Source organism: Actinokineospora auranticolor, assembly GCF_002934265.1.
GTDB classification, from domain to species: Bacteria; Actinomycetota; Actinomycetes; order Mycobacteriales; family Pseudonocardiaceae; genus Actinokineospora; species Actinokineospora auranticolor.
The window spans coordinates 250,180-270,753 of the sequence record NZ_PTIX01000010.1 but is presented as its reverse complement, the minus strand read 5'-3'; the positions used below and the strand labels follow the sequence as shown (position 1 = coordinate 270,753).

The 20,574-nt window shown below is 73.8% G+C and carries 7 protein-coding genes; 5 read left to right on the top strand and 2 right to left on the bottom strand.

Translation table 11 applies throughout. From position 1 onward, the window contains the following. The first annotated feature begins 151 nt into the window (after positions 1 to 151). From CLV40_RS20110 to CLV40_RS20100, 3 genes are all read left to right on the top strand, one after another. Entirely contained in the window at positions 152 to 12,886 is a 12,735-nt protein-coding gene (locus CLV40_RS20110) for a non-ribosomal peptide synthetase (RefSeq protein WP_181043605.1), read from the top strand. A 33-nt stretch (positions 12,887 to 12,919) separates the two neighbouring features. Continuing rightward, a complete protein-coding gene (locus tag CLV40_RS20105; RefSeq protein ID WP_219824034.1) occupies positions 12,920 to 13,744 on the top strand; it encodes a class I SAM-dependent methyltransferase in 825 nt (274 codons plus the stop codon). A gap of 92 nt (positions 13,745 to 13,836) precedes the next feature. Next, positions 13,837 to 14,190 carry a hypothetical protein gene (locus tag CLV40_RS20100; RefSeq protein ID WP_104480487.1) on the top strand — a complete coding sequence of 118 codons (354 nt, stop codon included), beginning with the start codon at positions 13,837 to 13,839 and terminating at the stop codon, positions 14,188 to 14,190. A 43-nt stretch (positions 14,191 to 14,233) separates the two neighbouring features. On the opposite strand, the gene CLV40_RS20095 is transcribed toward CLV40_RS20100, so the two are convergent. Continuing rightward, positions 14,234 to 15,724, bottom strand: coding sequence for an alpha/beta hydrolase (locus tag CLV40_RS20095; RefSeq protein WP_245931410.1), 1,491 nt, complete (start codon positions 15,722 to 15,724; stop codon positions 14,234 to 14,236). A gap of 9 nt (positions 15,725 to 15,733) precedes the next feature. After that, on the bottom strand, positions 15,734 to 16,798 hold the full coding sequence (locus tag CLV40_RS20090) for a serine hydrolase domain-containing protein (RefSeq protein WP_281261673.1): 1,065 nt from the start codon (positions 16,796 to 16,798) through the stop codon (positions 15,734 to 15,736). Positions 16,799 to 17,095: 297 nt separating this feature from the next. On the opposite strand from CLV40_RS20090, the gene CLV40_RS20085 reads away from it, so the two are divergent. Both CLV40_RS20085 and CLV40_RS20080 read left to right on the top strand, forming a co-directional pair. Further along, complete coding sequence (locus CLV40_RS20085) at positions 17,096 to 18,766, top strand: ABC transporter ATP-binding protein (RefSeq protein ID WP_219824033.1); 1,671 nt, start codon at positions 17,096 to 17,098, stop codon at positions 18,764 to 18,766. After that, positions 18,763 to 20,478: an ABC transporter ATP-binding protein gene (locus CLV40_RS20080; protein ID WP_104480484.1), complete on the top strand. Its 1,716-nt coding sequence runs from the start codon at positions 18,763 to 18,765 to the stop codon at positions 20,476 to 20,478. Before CLV40_RS20085 ends, CLV40_RS20080 begins: the two co-directional genes overlap by 4 nt. The last annotated feature ends 96 nt before the right edge of the window (positions 20,479 to 20,574 follow it).

The following is a 20,574-nucleotide window of genomic DNA, read 5'->3' as shown; positions in this document are numbered from 1 at the left end:
CGGGATCGTGCGGCAGGATGCTGCCACACGGCCGCGAATTGTTCCCGAGCCCCGATCCATTCCATACGATCGGGCCGGGTCTTGCCTTTCGCCACCCACCGCGGCCGTCTCGCCGCGCCGTCTACCCGCGCCCCACCGCCAGGAGGACATGGTGTCCGATCGTCCCGCCGCGCCCCCGCAGGTCGTGGAGCTGCCCGGCGCCGTGTGCGACGGCATCGACCGGCTCGCCGCCCGGCTCGGCCTGCCCGCGCGCCGGGTCACCGCGGTGGCCATCGGCGTGGCGGTCGGTGGTCTGCTCGCCCGGTCCGAGGTGCGCGTCGGCAGCGCGGACGGCGCGCTGGCCGTCACCCAGACCGCGCGGATGTCCTTTGTGGACGCCGTACGCGCGGCGCGGGACACCGTGGGCGAACCGGACGTCGTGCTCATGGACACCGGAACGGACACCGTCACCGGGTTCGAGCTGTGCGCGTGCGACGGTCCCGTGCCGCCGGAACTGGACATCCGGGTCGCGCTGACCGTGGCGTGGCTGCTCGACGCACCCGACGGGCCGCTCGCCCGGCTGTCGTTGCTGCTGCCCGAGGAGAACCGGACCGTGCTGGGGGAGTGGCACACCCGGCCCGACCTGCCGGTGCGCACCCTGCCCGAGCTGTTCGCCGAGCAGGTCGCCCGGTACCCGGACACCACCGCGGTCGAGGACGGCACCCGGTCGCTGACCTACCGCGAACTCGACGCCCGCGCCAACCGGGTGGCCCGGTCGCTGGTGGACCGCGGCGTCGCCCCGGACACCCCGGTCGTGGTGTCGATGGACCGGGGCGTCGACCTGGTCACCGCGTTCCTCGCGGTCACCAAGGCCGGTGGCGCGTACGTGCCCGTCGACCCGACCTACCCGGTGCGGCGCAAGCGCTTCATGCTCGACGACACCGCGCCGCTGCTCGCGCTCGTGGACACCCCGGGCAGGCTCCCGGACGTCGAGGAGGTCTTGGTCGCCGACCTCGACCAGCCCACCCGCGCGTCGCACGACCTCGCCGACACCGACCGGCTCGCGCCGTTGCGGCACACCCACATCAGCTACGTCATCTACACCTCGGGGTCCACCGGGGTCCCCAAGGGCGTCGCTCTCCCGCACACCGGCATGACCCGCTTGGTGGCCCGGCACGCCGACTACGTCACCGAGGGCTCCGGGCACCGCGTGCTGCTGCTGGCCTCCATCGGCTTCGACGGCTCGGTGTGGGAGATGACCATGGCGCTGCTCAGCGGCGGCACCCTGGTCATCGGCGACCCCGACGGCGTGCTGGCCGGGCACGCCGCCGCCGCGCGCGCCACGCACGTGACCGTGACGCCGTCGCTGCTCGCCGCGCTGCCCACCGAGGCGTTCGCCGACGGCACCACGATCATCACCGCGTCCGAGGCGTGCACCCGCGCGCTGGTCGACCGCTGGTCGGTGCGCCACCGGCTGGTCAACTCCTACGGGCCCACCGAGACCACGGTCTGCGCGACCGGCGGCTCCCTGCGCCCGGACGAGCCCGTCACCGTCGGCGGCCCGGTCCCGGCGACCCGGGTGTACGTGCTCGACGACGTGCTCCGACCCGTCCCGCCCGGCACCGGGGGTGAGCTGTACGTCGCGGGTCCCGGCCTGGCGCGCGGCTACATCGACCGCCGCGGCCTGACCGCGTCCCGCTTCGTCGCCGACCCGTTCGGCCCGGCGGGTGGCCGCATGTACCGCACCGGCGACGTCGTGCGCTGGGACGCGCGCGGCAGGCTGGAGTTCTTGGGCCGCACCGACGACCAGGTCAAGATCCGCGGCTTCCGCATCGAACCCGGCGAGGTCGAGGCCGCGCTCACCGACGTGCCCGGGGTCGACCGCGCGGCCGTGGTGGTGCGCGAGGACCAGCGCGGCGAGAAGCGGCTGGTCGCCTACCTGGTGCCCGACGGCGCCGACAGCGGCCACCGCGACCAGCAGGTCGACGAGTGGCGCGACACCAACGACGCGCACTACCGCACCGTCGAGGACACCGGCTTCGGCGACGTGTTCACCGGCTGGACCAGCGCGTACACCGGGGAACCGCTCTCGGACGACGAGATGGGCGAGTGGCGCGCGGCCACCGTCGAGCGGGTGCTGGAGTCCCGCCCCGGCCGCGTGCTGGAGGTCGGCGTCGGCATCGGGCTCATCCTGTCCCGCGTCGCCCCGCACTGCACCGAGTACTGGGGCACCGACCTGTCCGCGGTCGCGGTCGAGCACCTGTCCCGGCAGGTCGCCCGCGTGCCGGAACTGGCCACCCGGGTGCGCCTGAGCACGGCGGGCGCCCACGAACTCGACGACCTGCCGCGCGGCTACTTCGACACGGTCGTCATCAACTCCGTCGTGCAGTACTTCCCGGACGCGGAGTACCTGGCCGCGTTCGTCCGCACCGCGTTCGACCTGCTGGCCCCGCACGGCAGGTTGTTCCTCGGCGACCTGCGCCACCCGGACCTGCTGCCGGTGCTGCACTCCGCGATCGTCCTGGGCCGCGCGCCGCTGCCCGCCGACAACCGGGCCGCCCGCGACGCCGTCGACCGGCTGGCCCGCGGCGAGGAGGAGCTGCTGGTCCACCCGGACTTCTTCGGCGCGCTCCGGGAACTGGACGCGCGCATCGGCAGCGTGGACGTCCAGGTGCAGCGGGGCGCGCACCACAACGAGATGACCCGGCACCGCTACGACGTCGTCCTGAGTCGCGACGCGGCGCCCGTGGCCCACGCGGTCCCGGAACTGCGGTGGGGCACCGATGTCCACGACCTCGCCGGGCTCCGCGATGCGCTGCTGGACGGCGCGCCGATGCGGGTCGTCGGTGTGCCCAACGGCCGGTTGCGCGGGGAACTCGCGGCGCGGTCCGCGCTGCTCGCCGACGCCGAGCCCGCCGCGGCGGCCGCGCTGCTGGACTCCGCGCCGGACGACTCCGTCCCGGATCCCGAAGCACTGCACGGTATCGGTGCGGACCTCGGGCTCGGGGTACTCGCCACCTGGTCCACTGTGGAGGGCGCGCTTGACGTCGTCTTCCACGACCCGGCAGCGCCCGCGCCGACCGGTGACCTCTACCGGCCCGCCGACACCGGGTCGCCGTTGTCGGCCTACACGAACAACCCGCTGCGCGGCCTCACCGCCGCCGCGCTGGTCGCCTCCGCCAAGGCCGAGGTGGTGCGCGCGCTGCCCAGCTACCTGGTGCCCGCCGCGTTCGTCGTGGTCGACGACCTGCCGCTGACCACCAACGGCAAGCTCGACCGCGCCGCGCTGCCCGAGGTCGACCTGGGGGCCCGCGCGACCGGCACCGCGCCGCGCACCCCCGCCGAGGAGATCGTCTGCGGCCTCTTCGCCGCCCTGCTCGGCCTGCCGGAGGTCGGCGCGCGCGACGACTTCTTCGAACTCGGCGGCCACTCCCTGCTCGCCGCGCGCCTGGTCAACCGCGTCCGCGCGGTCCTGGGCGCGGACCTCGACGTGCGCGCGGTGTTCGACACCCCGACCCCGACCGGCCTCGCGGCCCGGCTCGGCGCGACCGGCTCGACCCGGCGGGTGCCGCCGACGGCCGTGGTGCCGAGGCCGGAGACCGTGCCCCTGTCCCCGGCTCAGCGGCGTCTGTGGTTCCTGCACCAGGTGGAAGGCCCCAGCCGGACCTACACCGTGCCGATGGTGACCCGGATTCGCGGGGCGCTCGACGACGCCGCCCTCGGGGCCGCGCTGACCGACCTGGCGACCCGGCACGAGCCGCTGCGCACGGTGTTCCCGCAGGTCGACGGTGAACCGGTGCAGCGGGTCCTGCCGTCCACCGACTTCCTGCGCCTGCTGACCTGCGCGGTCGACGAGGTCGACGCCGTGGTGGCGAGGGAGAGCGCCCGGACGTTCGACCTGGAGAACGAGTCCCCGGTGCACGCCGCGCTCATCCGGTACGCGCCGGAGGAGGCCGTGCTGGTGCTGGTGCTGCACCACATCGCCGAGGACGGCTGGTCGATGGGACCGCTGGTGCGCGACCTGGGCCGCGCCTACGCCGCGCGGGCCGCCGGGGCCGCGCCGGACTGGGTGCCGCTGCCGGTGCAGTACGCCGACTACACGCTGTGGCAACGGGACCTGCTCGGTGACGTGTCCGATGAGGACAGTGTGGCGGCCGGGCAGGTCGCGTTCTGGCGGGAGAACCTGGCCGGGGTGCCCGAGGAACTCGTGCTGCCGGTCGACCGCACCCGCCCGGCGCGCCCGTCGCACCTCGGCGGGGCTGTCGCGCTGAGCCTGGACTCCACCGTGCACCAGCGGTTGCACGAGCTGACCCGCGAGCACGACGCGACCTTCTTCATGGTCGTCCAGGCCGCCTTGGCGCTGACCATGACCAGGCTCGGCGCGGGCCCGGACGTGCCGCTGGGCACCGTGGTCGCGGGGCGCGCCGACGAGGCGTTCGACGACCTGGTCGGGTTCTTCGTCAACACCGTCGTGCTGCGCACCGACACCTCCGGCAACCCGACGTTCGCGGACTTGCTGCGCCGCGTCCGGCAGGCCGACTTGGCCGCGTTCGCGCACCAGGACGTCCCGTTCGACACGCTGGTGGAGCGGTTGCGGCCCGCGCGGTCGCTGGCCCGGCACCCGCTGTTCCAGGTCGCGCTGTCGCTCGGCAGGGGTTCCGGCCCGGACATCACCCTGCCCGGCCTGGACTGCGCCGCCGTGCCGGGCGGGGGTGTCGTGTCCCGGTTCGACCTCGAGGTCGACGTCGACGAGCGGTTCGGCCGTGACGGGACGCGCGACGGCGTGGACATCCGCGTGGTGTTCGCGCACGACCTGTTCGACGAGTCCACGGCCCGGTCACTCGGTGAGCGGCTGGTCGCGGTGTTGTGCGAGGTGTCGGGGGACCCTGAGGTACGGGTCGGCGAGGCCGCGGTGCTGGCCGCGTCCGAGCGGGATGCCCTGCTGGCACGGGGGATCGGCGATGGTCCGGTGGTCGGGGGCACGGTCGTGAGCGCGTTCGGGCTGAGGGTGGTCGCGGCGCCGGATGCCGAGGCGGTGACCGACGGGGTGGTGTCACTGTCCTATCGGGAGCTGGACGCGAGGTCGTCCGAGTTCGCGGAACTGCTGGTCTGGCGCGGTGTCGGCGCGGAGTGCGTGGTGCCGGTGCTGATGGACCGGAGTGTCGACCTGGTCGTGGTGCTGCTGGGGATCCTGAAGGCTGGGGCGGCTTACCTGCCCCTGCACACCGACGCGCCGCACTCCCGGTTGACCGAGGTCCTCGCCGGGAACGCGTCGCCGGTGCTGGTCGTCGACGACGCGCACGCCGACGACCCGTTCGCCCGGGAACAGGCGGCGGTGCGCGGGATCGCGCTGCCCGGCGACCGGGCCCCGGACGGAACCGGCGCCGAGCTACCGCCGGTGCGGCCGGACCAGGCGGCGTACGTCATGCACACGTCCGGATCGACTGGGCGGTCCAAGGGCATCACGGTCACCCACCGGGGAGTCGTGGACCTGGCGCTGGACCCCGCGTGGGAGGTCACGGCGCGCGACCGGGTGCTGTTCCAGGCGCCGCACGCCTTCGACGGGTCGACCTACGAGATCTGGGCGCCGCTGCTGATCGGCGGCGCGGTCGTGGTCGCCGGGTCGGGGCGCACGGACGCCGGATCGGTGCGCCGGGTGGTCACCGAGCAGCGGGTCACGCGGGTCTCGTTGGCCGCGGGTCTGTTCCGGGTGATCGCCGAGCACGACCCGGCCGCGTTCGCCGGGCTCGCCGAGGTCACCCTCGGCGGCGACGTCATCTCACCCGAGGCCGTACGGGCCGTGCTCGACGCCTGCCCGGACACCATCGTGCGGACCACCTACGGGCCGACCGAGATCACCATGTGCGCCACCCACACCGGGTTCCGCGCGGGCGACGAGGTGCCCGCGACGGTCCCGCTCGGCGGCCCGATGAGCGGCACCCGGCTGTACGTGCTCGACCAGTACCTCAACCCCGTGCCCGGCGGCGTCATCGGCGAGCTGTACCTGGCAGGCCCCGGACTCGCCCGCGGCTACACCGCCAACCCGGCGCTGACCGCCACCCGATTCACCGCCGATCCCTTCGGCGCGCCGGGGGACCGCGCCTACCGCACCGGAGACCTGGCCCGTTGGGAGGTCGACGGCACGCTGACCTTCCACGGCCGCGCCGACCAGCAGGTCAAGATCCGCGGGTTCCGCATCGAACCGGCCGACGTCGAAACCGCCCTGACCGCGCAGCCCGACATCACTCAGGCCGCTGTCGCCGTCCACACGGGGGCCAACGGCGAGAAGCAGCTGGTCGGCTACTACACGGGTACTGCCGACCCGGCCGACCTGCGCGGCGCGCTCGCCGCCGTCCTGCCCGACTACCTGGTCCCGCGCCACCTCGTCCCCCTCGCCACCTGGCCGCTGACCCGCAACGGGAAGCTCGACCGCGCCCAGCTCCCCGCGCCCACCCACACCACCACCGGCCGCGCGCCCCGGACCCCGCGCGAGCAGATCCTCCGCGACCTGTTCGCCGACACCCTCGGCGTCGACACCGTCACCATCGACGACGACTTCTTCCACCTCGGCGGCCACTCCCTGCTCGCGCTGCGGCTCACCAACCGGATCAACGCCACCCTCGACACCGCCGCCACCATCCAGACGCTGTTCCAGCACCCCACCGTCGCCCGGCTGGCCACCCGGCTCGACACCGCCGAGGCACCGCCGCCGGTGGTCGCCGCCGACCCGCGCCCCGACCGCGTGCCGCTCTCGCCCGCCCAGCGCAGGCTCTGGTTCCTGCACTGCCTCGAAGGGCCGAGCGCGAACTGGAACATCCCGGTCGTCACGCACCTGACCGGTGCCGTCGACGTGCCCGCGCTGCGCCGCGCGCTGTCCGATGTGGTCGGACGGCACGAGGTCCTGCGCACCACCTTCACCGAGCACGACGGCGAACCTGTTCAGGTCGTCGGGGTCGTGTCAGTCGACCTCGGTGTCTCGACCCACGCACCCGCTGACCTCGACGGGGTTGTCGCCGAGCACTGCGCGTACCCGTTCGACCTCGCCGCCGAGCACCCGGTCCACGCCCACCTCGCGCGGACCGGATCCGACGAGTCCGTGCTGGTGCTCGTCGTCCACCACATCGCGGGTGACGGCTGGTCCATGGGCGTGCTGCTCGACGACCTCGCCGCGGCGTACGCCGCGCGCACCGCCGGACGGAGTCCACAGTGGAGCCCGCTGCCCGTGCAGTACGCGGACTACGCACTCTGGCTCGGCGACCGCGAACACGACGCCGACCTCGAGTTCTGGGCCGCGAACCTGGCCGGGCTGCCCGAGGAGCTGGCGCTGCCCTACGACCGGCCCCGACCGGCCCGCCCCTCCCACGCGGGCGCGGTCGTCACCGTCGACATCGGACCCGACACGCACGCCCGGCTCCGCGCGCTCGCCCGCGACCGGCGCGCCACCCCGTTCATGGTGGTGCAGGCCGCCATCGCCGCCGTGCTGACCCGCTCCGGCGCGGGCACCGACCTGCCGCTGGGCACCGTGGTCGCGGGCCGCGCCGACGCCGCGCTCGACCACCTGGTCGGGTTCTTCGTCAACAGCCTGGTGCTGCGCACCGACACCTCCGGCGACCCCACCTTCACCGAACTCCTCGACCGCGTCCGCCGCGACGGCCACGCCGCGTACGCCCACCAGCACGCGCCGTTCGACCGGGTCGTGGAACGCCTGCGGCCCAACCGCACCCTGGCCAGGCACCCGCTGTTCCAGGTCGCCTTCGGCGTCGAGGACGAGGCCCCGGGCCTGCGGCTGGCCGGGGTCGGGGCGACCGCGCGCAAGGCGCCGCTGGACCCGGCGAAGTTCGACCTGCTCATCGGCGTGGTCGAACGCGCCGACGCGGGCGGCATGACCGCCACGCTCACCTACGCCACCGACCTGTTCGACGAGGTCACCGTCGCGGGGCTGGGTCACCGGCTGGCGCGGTTCCTCGACGCCGTCGCCGCCGACCCGGGCGCGCGCATCGGCCGGGTCGACGTGCTCGGCGCGGACGAGCGCGCGCGGCTGCTGGTCGACTGGAACGCCACCGCGGAGGTGCCGCCGCGCACCCTGCCCGAGCTGTACGCCGAGCAGGTGGCCGCGCACGGCGACACCCCGGCCGTCGAGCACGCCGGGGCATCGCTCACGTACGCCGAACTCGACGCCCGCGCCAACCGCGTCGCGCGGTTGCTGGCCGAGCGCGGTGTGGGCCCCGAGGTGCCGGTCGCGGTCTCGCTGCCGCGCTCGATCGACTGGGTCGTCGCGTTCCTCGCGGTCAGCAAGGCGGGCGGGGTGTACGTGCCGGTGGATCCGGCGTATCCCGCACAGCGCAAGCAGTTCGTGGCCACGGACAGCGGCTCCGTGCTGCTGATCGCCGACTCGCCGGGCGACCTCGGCCTGTCGACCCTGGTCCTCGCGGACACGGACCTGTCCGGCTACCCGGACGAGCCGTTGAACCCGGGACTCGACCACCGGCACCTCTGCTACGTCATCTACACCTCCGGCTCCACCGGAACCCCCAAGGGCGTCGCGCTCCCGCACACCGGCCTCACCCGCCTGGCCCGGCGGCACCGCGAGTTCGTCAGCGGGCCGGGGCACCGCGTGCTGCAACTGGCCTCCATCGGCTTCGACGGCTCCGTCTGGGAAGTCGCCATGGCGCTGCTGCTCGGCGGCACCCTGGTCATCGCCGAGCCCGAGGACCTGCTCACCGCCGCGCCCGGCGCCGCGCCGGACGTCACGCACCTGCTGGTCACGCCGTCGCTGCTGGCCGCGCTGCCCGACCACGCCGTGCCCGACGGCGCCGTCATCGTCACCGCGAGCGAGTCGTGCCCGCAGTCCCTCATGGACCGATGGGCCGCCACCCACCCCTTGCAGAACTCCTACGGCCCCACCGAGACCACCATCTGCGCCACCGGCGGTCCGCTGCGCGCGGGTGACCCGGTCACCATCGGCGGGCCCGTGCCCAACACCGACGTCTACGTCCTCGACGACGCGCTCCAGCCGGTCCCGCCCGGGGTCGCGGGGGAGCTGTACATCGCGGGCACCGCGCTGGCCAGGGCGTACATCGGCAGGCCGGGACTCACCGCGGGCCGGTTCATCGCCGACCCGTTCGGCCCGGCGGGCACCCGCATGTACCGCTCCGGCGACGTCGTGCGCTGGGGCACCGACGGCAGGCTGCGGTTCGTCGGCCGCGCCGACGACCAGGTCAAGATCCGCGGTTTCCGGGTCGAACTCGGCGAGGTCCAGGCCGCGCTCACCGAGGCGCCCGGGGTCGAGCACGCCGCGGTGCTGCTGCGCGAGGACCGGCCGGGGGAGCGGCGCCTGGTCGGCTACCTGACCGGCACCGCCCACCCCGACGCGGTCCGCCGCGCGCTGGCCGCCCGGCTGCCGGACTACCTGGTGCCGTCCGCGCTGGTCGTGCTGGACGCGTTGCCGGTCACCACCAACGGCAAGCTCGACCGCGACGCGCTGCCCGCGCCCAGCCACGACAGCACGTCCCGGGCCGCCCGCACGCCCCGCGAGGAACTGCTCTGCGGCATCTTCGCCGCGTTGCTCGGCCTGCCGGATGTGGGCGTGCACGACGGGTTCTTCGACCTCGGCGGTCATTCCCTGCTCGCGACCCGCCTGGCGAACCGGATCCGCACGGCCCTGGGCGAGTCCGTGTCGATCCGCACGATCTTCGAACACCCGACCGTCGCCGGGCTGCTCGGCGCGCTCGACGCGTCGGCCGGTGCCGCGGTGCCGCTGATCGCGCTCGACCCGCGTCCCGAGGAGGTGCCGGTCTCGTCCGCCCAACGCAGGCTCTGGTTGCTGCGCAAGCTCGACGAGCAGGCGGCCACCTACAACATCTCGCTGGCCAGCCGGGTGACCGGGGAGCTGGACGCGGACGCGTTGCGGCTGGCCGTGCGGGACCTGATGGCCCGGCACGAGTCGCTGAGGACGGTGTTCCCCGAGGTCGACGGTGTGCCGGTGCAGCGGGTGCTGCGGTCGGTGGAGGCGCCGGTCGAGTGGGTGCCGTGCGCGCCGGAGGACGTGGACGCCGTCGTGGCGCGGGAACGGGCGCACGCGTTCGACCTGGCCGCCGAGCCGCCGCTGCGGGTCGCGGTGGTGCGGGACCACGTCGTGCTGGTCGTGCACCACATCGCGGCCGACGGGTGGTCGATGGGGCCGCTCGTGCGGGACCTCGCCGCCGCGTACGCCGCTCGGGTGGCGGGTGCGGCGCCGGAGTGGACGCCGCTGCCGGTGCAGTACGCGGACTACACGCTGTGGCAGCGCGAGGTGCTGGGCGAGCTGTCCGATGAGGACAGTGTGTTGGCGCGGCAGGTGGAGTTCTGGCGGCAAGCGCTTGCGGGGCTGCCGGAGGAGCTGACCCTGCCCGTCGACCGCGCGCGTCCGGCCCGGCCGACCCACCGGGGTGGCGCGGTGTCGGTCGACCTGCCCGTCGACGTGCTCGACGCGTTGCGGGCGGTGGCACGGGACCACGACGCCACGCTGTTCATGGTCGTGCGGGCCGCGTTGGCGCTGACCCTGACCCGGCTCGGCGCGGGCACCGACCTGCCGTTCGGCACAGTCGTGGCCGGTCGCGACGACGAGGCGCTGGACGAGGTGGTCGGGTTCTTCGTCAACACCGTCGTGCTGCGCACCGACACCTCCGGCAACCCGACGTTCGCCGAGTTGCTGGCCCGGGTCCGCGCGGCCGACCTGGCCGCGTACGCGCACCAGGACGTCCCGTTCGACACGCTGGTCGAGCGGCTGCGGCCCGCGCGGTCGCTGGCCCGGCACCCGCTGTTCCAGGTGATGGTGTCGATGGCCGGTGACGGCGCCGGGCTCGTGTTGCCGGGGAGCGCGCCGCTCGGCGCGCCCCAGGACGTGGCGAAGTTCGACCTCGACGTCACCGTGAGCGCCGCCGAGACCGGTCTGCTCGTGCGGCTCGGGTACGCGCTCGACCTGTTCGACGAGAACACGATCGCGTGCCTGGGTTCGCGGCTCGCGGCGGTGCTGCGCGCGGTCGTGGCGGATCCGGCGGTGCGGGTCGGCGGCATCGGCGTGCTGTCGGGCACCGAACGGGACGTGCTGCTGGCGCGGGGGATCGGCGACGGCCCGGACGTGCCGGGGACCGTGGTGAGCGCCTTCGGTGAGCGGGTGGTCGCGGCGCCGGATGCCGAGGCGGTGACCGATGGGGTGGTGTCACTGTCCTATCGGGAGCTGGACACGCGGTCGTCGGCCTTCGCGGAGTTGTTGGCCTGGCGTGGAGTGGGCGCGGAGTGCGTGGTGCCGGTGCTGATGGACCGGAGTGTCGACCTGGTCGTGGTGCTGCTGGGGATCGTCAAGGCCGGGGCGGCTTACCTGCCCCTGCACACCGACGCGCCGCACAGCCGGTTGACCGAGGTCGTGGCAGGCAACGTTTCGCCGCTGCTGGTGGTCGACGACGCGCATGTGGACGATCCGTTCGCCAAGGAGCAGGCCGCGCTCCGCGGCATCGTGCGGCCGCACGACCGGGTGCCGGCAAGCGTTTGCGTGGCGTTGCCCGCGGTCCGTCCCGACCAGGCGGCGTACGTCATGCACACGTCCGGGTCGACCGGGCGCTCAAAAGGCATCACGGTCACCCACCGGGGAGTTGTCGACCTGGCGTTGGACGGTGTGTGGGAGGTGACCGCGCGCGACCGGGTCCTGTTCCAGGCGCCGCACGCCTTCGACGGGTCGACCTACGAGATCTGGGCGCCGCTGCTGGCCGGTGGGACGGTCGTGGTCGCCGGTCTCGGCACTGCGAACGCGGAGTCGCTGCGCCGGGTGATCACCGAGCAGCGGGTCACGCGGGTGTCGTTGACGGCCGGTCTGTTCCGGGTCGTCGCGGAAGGCGACCCCGGGCTGTTCGCCGGGCTGGCGGAGATCACGACCGGCGGTGACGTCATCTCGCCGGAGGCGGTGCGGGCCGTGTTGACGGCGTGCCCGAGCACCGTGGTGCGGACGACCTACGGGCCGACCGAGATCACCATGTGCGCCACGCACACGGGATTCCGCTCCGGTGACGAGATCCCCGCGACCGTGCCGCTGGGCGGGCCGATGAGCGGGTCGCGGCTGTACGTGCTCGACCAGTACCTCAACCTCGCGCCCGCCGGGGTGATCGGTGAGCTGTACCTGGCGGGCCCCGGACTCGCTCGCGGCTACACCGGCAACCCCACGCTGACCGCGTCCCGCTTCGTCGCGGATCCCTTCGGCGCGCCGGGGGACCGGGTCTACCGCACCGGAGACCTCGCGCGCTGGGAACCCGACGGCACGCTGACCTTCCACGGCCGCACCGACCAGCAGGTCAAGATCCGCGGGTTCCGCATCGAGCCCGCCGACGTCGAGGCGGCGTTGACCGCGCGGCCGGACATCACCCAGGCGGCGGTCACGGTCCACACGGCGGCCAACGGCGAGAAGCAACTGGTCGGCTACTACACCGGCGTCGCCGATTCGGCCGCACTACGCGACACGCTCACCGGGCTGCTGCCCGACTACCTCGTCCCGCAGCACCTCATCCCGCTGCCCACCTGGCCGTTGACCGGCAACGGGAAGCTCGACCGCGCGCAACTGCCCGCACCGGCCCACGACACCACCGGCCGCGAGCCGCGCACCCCGCGCGAGCAGATCCTGTGCGAGCTGTTCGCCGAGGCGCTCGGCGTGCCGAGCGTGGGGGTCGACGACGACTTCTTCCGCCTCGGCGGCCACTCGCTGCTCGCGATCCGGCTCGTCAACCGCGTCAACGCCACCCTCGACACCGACCTGACCGTCCAAGCCCTCTTCCAGCACCCCAGCGTCGCCCGGCTGTCCGACCGGCCGGAGCGGCCCACCCGGTCGCCGCGCCGCCGCCCGGCGCTGACCCGGCGCACCGGGGTGGGCCTGGACCGCTGACCCGATACGTCGAAACCGAGAGAAGGAGTGCCAGTGTTCGCACCCGAGGTCCTGCTCAAGAGCGAGGAACTGTTCGAGGCCGACGCCGCGACCTCGCAGTACGAGCGCGCGCGGGAGATCTCGAAGTACCTGCTCATGCACTACGGGTCCACAGAGGACGTTTTCGACCGACCCGACCACCCCTTAACCGCCGCACACGGCTACCCGACACGGCTTTCGGAGACGCTGCGGGAAGCCGCCGCGCGCACGGGTGTCGACGTGCGCACGGCACTGGACGTGGGCTGCAACGTCGGTGGCGTCACCCAGGCGCTGAGCACCTGGGTGCGCGACGAGGTCGTCGGCATCGACATCAGCCCCCGCGCGGTGGAGGTCGCCCGGGCGGTCTCGGTCGGCAACGGCGGCGTGTTCTGCGTCGCCCAGCTCGGGCCGTTCGCCCGTGAGGTGCAGGTCCGGCTGCCCTCCGCCGAGGGGCGCGCGAACGTGGACTTCCGGGTCGGCGACGCGACCGCGCTGCACGAGGTGGACGGCGTGTTCGACGCGGTGCTGCTGTCCAACGTGCTCGACCGGGTGCCGGACCCGGTGGCCTGCCTGGAGCAGCTGAGCGCCTCGGAGCGGACGCTGCGCGCGGGGGGCCTGCTGATGATCGCGTGCCCGTGGTCCTGGTACCCGGAGTACAGCGACCCGACCACCTGGCTGGGGTCGGCGTCGGCGCGCACCAGCAGCGAGACCGCGCTCAAGGCGCGGCTGGCGCCGCGCTTCGACCTCGTCCGCGAGGGCGACGAGGCCGGGGTGCTGCGCCAGAACCCCCGCGAGTACGACTACTTCGAGGCGCACGTCTCCGTGTGGCGCAAGAAGTGACCGCGTGAAATCGCGTGGTGGGCCGATCGTCCTCCTCGGTACGCTCCGGCGCAGGGAGGACGGTCCACCCGACTGAGCACGGGAGGCGCGCGATGGTCCAGGACGAGGCGACCACCGCGTTGTGGCGGCCGACGGGCCCCGAGGAGTTGGCACTCGTCCGGGAGTCCGGTTGGCGCGCCTGGCCGCCCAGGCTGCCCGAGCAGCCGATCTTCTACCCGGTGCTCGACGAGGACTACGCGATCAAGATCGCGCGGGACTGGAACGTGCCGCACCACGGGGTCGGCTACGTCACGCGCTTCCACGTCGAGTCGGAGTTCCTGCGCCGCTACCCGGTGCGGCAGGCAGGCGGCAAGACGATCCTGGAACTGTGGGTCCCGGCCGAGGAACTCGACGAGTTCAACGCGCACCTGGTCGGGGCCATCGAGGTCGTGCACGAGTTCAGGTGAGTCGAGGTGCTCGGGGCGGTTCGCCCCGAGCACCTCTTCGCGACTAGCGGCAGGCCCGGTCCGCGGCGGGGAGGGTTCCGTCACGGAAGTAGGTGTTGACGGAGTTCTCCACGCAGGTGTTGGGGTAGCGGCCGAACACCCAGTGGACGCGGGTGTCCTTGAGCGTCACCAGCTTCGAGCCGGTCATGGCCCGGTGCAGGTCGACCGCGCCCGCGTAGGTGGTGCGGGTGTCCCCTGTGGACTGGACGATCAGCGCGGGCACGGAGTTGCGCACGACCGTCGTCGGCTCGGCGGGCGGTGCCCACGCGGCGCAGGGCAGGATGTTGTTGGCCACCGGGCCGAACAGCGGCTGGGTGGTGCGGCTGCGCTGGATGTTGCGCCAGTACCACTGCGGGTCGCGCGGCATGGCCGCGTCACCGCAGATGACGGCGGTCTGCGCCGAGTTCTGCCGGGTCGGGTCGGAGCTGGTCAGGTTGAGGAAGACCCCCTCCAGCGCCGGGTGGGGCCGAACGGCCTTCCCGTCGGCGGCGTCGGTCAACTGCCGCACCACCTCGGCGAGGGTGCCGTTGTTGCGGTGGTCGTCGAACAGCACGTACGGCACCATCGGCAGCATGTGCTCGTCGACGGCGTACGCCCCGACCTTGATCGGCTGACGCGCGGCCCGGGCGACCAGGCCCTGGAAGCGCGCGCGGACCTCGTGGGCCGTGCCACCCAGGTGGTACTCGCCGTCCCGGGCCGCGACCCACGCCGCCCAGTCGTCGAACGCGGCCTCGTTCGCCGGACCCATGGCCTGGAAGGTCGCCACCCCCCACCGCGCCGGGTCGGCCGCGCTGTCGAGCACGATGCGATCGGTGCGGTTCGGGAACATCTGGGTGAAGACGGCGCCGAGGTAGGTGCCGTAGGAGACGCCGAAGTAGCTGATCTTCTTCTCGCCCAGGGCGGCGCGGATGACATCCATGTCGCGGACGGTGTTGCGGGTGGTGATGTGCCGCAGGTAGGCGCTGCCCACGGTGTCGCGGCAACGGCGCGCCAGATCGGTTTCCAAGCGCGCGGTCTCGGTGAAGGCGGCGCGGTCGAGGCCCGCCGAGCGCAGCATGGTGGCGACCGGCCACTTGCAGTCGACGGGGGTGGAGCGGCCGACACCGCGCGGGTCCATGCCGATCTGGTCGTAGCGGCCACGGACGTCCGGGGCCAGCGCGTCGCGGAAGTCCAGGGCGAAGTCGAGGCCCGGGCCGCCGGGACCACCGGGGTTGGAGAGCATGATGCCGCGCCGGTTCCGGGTGTCGGTGGCCTTGATCCGCGAGATCGCGACGGTGATCGTGCGCCCGTCCGGCTTGGCGTAGTCCAACGGCACGGTGACGTCCGCGCAGCTGGCTCCCGCCGCGTCAAGCCGCGCGTCGTCGCAGGGCTTCCAGTTCAGCCGCTGGCTGTGGAAGCGGTTCGCGCTGTCCACAGAGGCCGGTGCGGCGGCGGCGGTTCCCATGCCGGTGGCTAAGGTCGCCGCGATCGTGGTGGCGGCCAGTAGGGTTTTCATCATTGCTCCTCAGTGGTTTCCGCACACGGCTGTATCGACAACGGCCATGACGCGGGTGTCGCTGTCGGCGACCTCGTTGGTGGTGACGGTCACCGCGCGCCCGTCGGCGGTGACCCCGCCCCGGGTGCGGAACCCGGGGATCGAGCCGCCGTGGCCCCAGAACTCCTTGCCGCAGCTCGTGGGGATCCGGACCAGGCCCAGGCCGTACCCGGCGCCGGGGTAGACGTCGGCGGGCACGGTCCGCTTCATCTCGGCGAGCTGCGCCTCCGGCAGCAGGCGACCGCGCAACAGGGCCGTGTAGAAGCGGTTGAGGTCCTCACCGGTGGAGACCATCGCCCCGGCCGCACCCGCCCACGAGGGATCGAGGTGGGTGTAGTCCACGCGCTTGCCGTCGACCGTGTGGTAGCCGCGCGGGTGCGCGCCGCGGATGCCGACCTCGTACTCGGCCGGGTAGTAGGTGCCTGCCAGCCGGAGCGGCTCGATGATCCGGCGGTTGATCTCGTCGCCGGCGGAACGGTGGGTGACCCGCTCGATGATCATCCCGGCGAGCGCGTAGTTGGTGTTGGAGTACCGCCACCCCGCGCCGGGCGGGAAGTCCGGCGGCAGGCTCATCGCGGACCGGACCAGTTCCACCGGGGTGGTGTGGTTCCAGCGGTTCGTGAGCGGGTCGCGCAGCCGGAGGTAGTCGGGCAGGCCGCTGGTGTGCTGCAACAACTGGCGAACCGTCACCCGGGCGCCGTCGTTCCCGTTGCCCCGCACCACACCGGGCAGGTACCGCTCGACCGGCGCGTCGAGGTCGACCCGCTGCTCGGCGACGAGTTGGAGCACCACGGTCGCGGCGAAAGCCTTGGTGTTGCTGCCGATGCGCACCGACGCCCGATCCGGGAACGGCCTGCCGGTGCGCAGATCGCCGACCCCTGCGCTGATCCGGCCGCTCCGGTCGTCCTGGGTGATGACCACCTGGCCACCGGGTACGCCATCGCCCCGGATCGCGTTCTCCAGCGCACGGGCAACTTCGTGGCCGCCGCCTGCCGCCGCGCTCGAGGTTCCCGCTGTACCGGCCAGTATTCCCACGGCCAACGCCGCTGCGATCAGCAGTCTTCGCGTTTTCCAGACGTGCAAGGGATCCCCTCCTGAATTCGACTCCCCTGACGCCGAGAAATCTACGAATTCCGCACCCTCGCGCCCATCCCGCGAACCCCCGAATCCGTCGTCCGGTATCCGCCCGGTCCCGGTACAGGTGGCTGCACCCCGCGTTGCTCCGAACGGCCCACCGGTGCCACCGGGCCGACCGCCGACCGCGTGTGTGTACTGTGGACTGACGTGGTTCCGCGAACCCCGGGGGGTGGGAGCTTGTCCGCAGGTGCGCGGGTGCCCTACGACGATCCCGGTGACCCGGATGTCCGGAGTCCGTTGCGGCTGCTGTGCTGGTTCGCGCTCGCGCAGTGGCGGCGGTCGCTGCGCGGGAGCGTGCTCGCTACGCTCTGGACCACCGGGCTCATGGTGCCGCCGTACCTGGTGTCGCGCGCGGTCGACGACGGCCTGCGCGCGCGGGACCAATCCGCGTTGTTGTGGTGGAGCGGCGCCATCGTGCTGATGGGGGTCGTCAACGCGACCCTGGGCCTGTACCGGCACCGCACGATGACCTTCGTGCGGACCGACGCCTCCTACCGGGTCGTGCAGCTCGTGGTCCGGCACGTGGTGCGGCTCGGCGCGGCGTTCCCCCGGTCGGTGTCGGCCGGGGAGCTGGTCAGCGTCCAGTCGTCGGACATGGGGCACATCGCGCGGACGATGACCATCGTCGGGCCGGGCATCGGGGCGGTGATCGCGTACGGGGCCACCGCCGTGCTGCTGTGGACCATCTCCTGGCCGCTGGCGCTGGTCGTGCTGCTCGGCATCCCGGCGCTGGTGCTCGCCGTCGGGCCGCTGGTGCGGCGGCTCGGCGGGGTGGAGCGCGCGTACCGGGAGGAGCAGGCGGCGGTCACGGCGCGGGCCGGGGACATCGCGGCCGGGCTGCGGGTGCTGTCCGGGATCGGCGGGAAGGCCGCGTTCCGCGAGCGGTTCGGGCAGCGGTCGCGGACCCTGCTGGGGCACGGCTACCGGGTCGGCGCGACCAACAGCTGGGTGCAGGCGGTGGGCGGGGTGCTGCCCGCGCTGTTCCTGGCCGCAGTGGTGTGGCTGGCCGCCCGGATGGCCGCGTCCGGCGCGATCACGGTGGGCGAGATGGTGGCCGTGTACGGGTACGTCGCGGTACTGGTCGTCCCGGTGTCCGCCCTGGTCGAAGGCGCTGACGACCTCGCGCGCGGACTGGTCGCCGCCGGTCGGGTGATCGCGGTGCTGCGGGTGGCGCCGCGGCCGTCCGGTGAGCTGGACGGGCCGCACGGGCCAGGGGATCTCGTCGACCCGACCTCCGGTGTGCGGGTGCCCGCCGGGGAGTTCACGGCGTTGGCCACGGCCGACTCGGTGGTCGAGCTGGTCGACCGGCTGGGTTTCGACGGCGGACCCGGGGTCACCTGGGGCGGGGTCCCGCTGACCGAGGTGGCGACGCCGCAGCTGCGTGCGCGCGTCCTGGTCGCCGACCACGACGCCTTCCTGTTCGCGGGCACGGTCCACGACACCCTGCGATCACCCGACCCCGACCACGCGATCTGGACGGCCGCCGCGGACGACGTCGTCGCGGGGCTGCCCGACGGCCTGGCCACCGACCTGGGCAGCCAGGCCCGGCAGCTCTCCGGCGGCCAGCGCCAGCGCCTCCGCCTGGCCCGCGCGGTGCTCGCCGACCCGGAGGTGCTGCTGCTGGTGGAGCCCACCTCCGCCGTCGACGCCACCACGGAGGCCACCATCGCCACCCGACTCCGCGCCACCCGCGCGGACCGCACGACCCTGGTCGTCACCACGTCCCCGCTGCTGCTGACCGAGGCCGACCAGGTCATCCACCTGGTCGACGGCCGGGTGCGCGGGGTCGGGACGCACGCCGAGCTGCTGGCCACCGACCCGGAATACCGGGACCTGGTGCTGCGCGGCGTCGAGGAGGCACCGTGAGTTCGCAGCTGCCGATCGCGGACAGCGCCCGGGTGCGGACCGGTATCCGGGACCTGCTGCGGCGGGACCGGCGGGCCGTGGTCGTCCTCCTGCTGCTGAGCGGGGCCGCGGCGGTGGCCGGGCTGGTCGGGCCCCGGCTGCTGGGGACCATCATCGACCGGGTGCAGGCCGGGACCGCGACCCCGGGCACCGTCGACGCCATCGCGGTGGCGGTGGTCGGGGCGGCCGTCGTCCAACTCCTGCTCAACCGGGCCGCGCGGTACGCGGCGCACCGGTTCGGGGAGCGGACCCTGGCGCGGCTGCGGGAGGGGTTCGTCGACACCGCGCTCGCCCTCCCCGCGCGGGTCGCGGAGCGGGTGGGGACCGGCGAACTCGTCACCCGCGCCACCGCCGACGTCGCCACGGTCGGCACGACCCTGCGCGACGCGTTGCCGGAGGTGCTGCTCTCCACCGTCCACGCCCTGCTGCTGCTCGGCGCGGTCTTCCTGCTCGACCCGCTGCTCGGGCTGTGCGGGCTGGTGTCGCTGCCCGGGATCGTGCTCGTGTCCCGCTGGTACCTGCGCCGGGCCCGCGACGCCTACCTCGCCGAGGGCGCGGCCAACGCGGCCGCCATCGGCGGCATGGCGGACACCGCGGCCGGGGCGCGCACGGTCGAGGTGTACGACCTGGCGCGGCGGCGGGTCCGGGTCACCGACGACGCGGTGGACCGGGGGTACCGGGCCCGGGTGCGGACGCTGAACCTGCGGTCGGTCCTGTTCCCGGTCGCCGAGTTCTCGCACGCGCTGCCGTTGGCCGTCGTGCTGGTGGTCGGCGGGCTCGCGTACCTGCGCGGGGAGTTGGCGCTGGGCGCGGTGGTCGCGGCGGCGCTGTACCTGTGGCAGCTCATCGCGCCCCTCGACCGGGTGCTGATGTGGCTCGACCAGGTGCAGAACAGCGCCGCGTCGTTCGCCCGGGTCGTCGGAGTCGAACTCGTCGCCGACGACGGGCCACCGGCGGGCAAGCGCCCCGAGCACCCGCTGATCGAGGTGCGCGGCCTCGGTTTCGCCTACGTCCCGGGGCGCGATGTGTTGCGGGACATCGACTTGACGGTCCAGCCGGGGCAGCGCCTCGCGGTGGTGGGGCCGTCCGGGGCGGGGAAGTCGACGCTGGGCAAGGTTCTGTCCGGTATGGACAGACCGGACCGCGGCACCGTCCGCGTCGGCGGGGTCGACGTGGCGGAGCTACCGCCGGGGGAGGTCGTCCTGGTGACGCAGGAGCACCACGTCTTCGTCGGCACCCTGCGGGACAACCTCGCCATGGCCGCCCCGACCGCCACCGACGACGACATCCGCGCCGCCCTCACCACGGTGGAAGCCGACTGGGCCCTCACCCACGGCCTCGACACCGACCTCGACCCGACGCGCCTCGACGCGGCCAAGGCCCAGCAGGTGGCTCTCGCCAGGGTCCTGCTGGCCAACCCGCACACCCTCATCCTCGACGAGGCGACGTCGCTGCTGGACCCGCGCACGGCCCGCCGGGCGGAGCGAGCCATGGCCGCGGTCCTGCGGGGCCGCACGGTGATCGCCATGGCCCACCGCCTCCACACCGCGGAGGACGCCGACCGCATCGCCGTCATGGCGGACGGCCGCATCACCGAACTGGGCACCCACCACACCCTCCTCGCCGACAACGGCACCTACGCCACCCTCTGGCACTCCTGGCACGGCCGCTGACCCGCGCCCGGCCACCAGCGCCGACCGCGCGTTCCCGGCGGTCGCCCCGGTCTTAGGTCCCGGTTCGGGCATCTCGGGACAGGGCGTGCTGGTGGG

What these genes read in the sequence shown, in the direction of transcription:
- CLV40_RS20095 (WP_245931410.1), bottom strand. Translation starts at nt 15,724, where the DNA reads ATGAAAACCCTACTGGCCGCCACCACGATCGCGGCGACCTTAGCCACC.
- CLV40_RS20100 (WP_104480487.1), top strand. Translation starts at nt 13,837, where the DNA reads ATGGTCCAGGACGAGGCGACCACCGCGTTGTGGCGGCCGACGGGCCCC.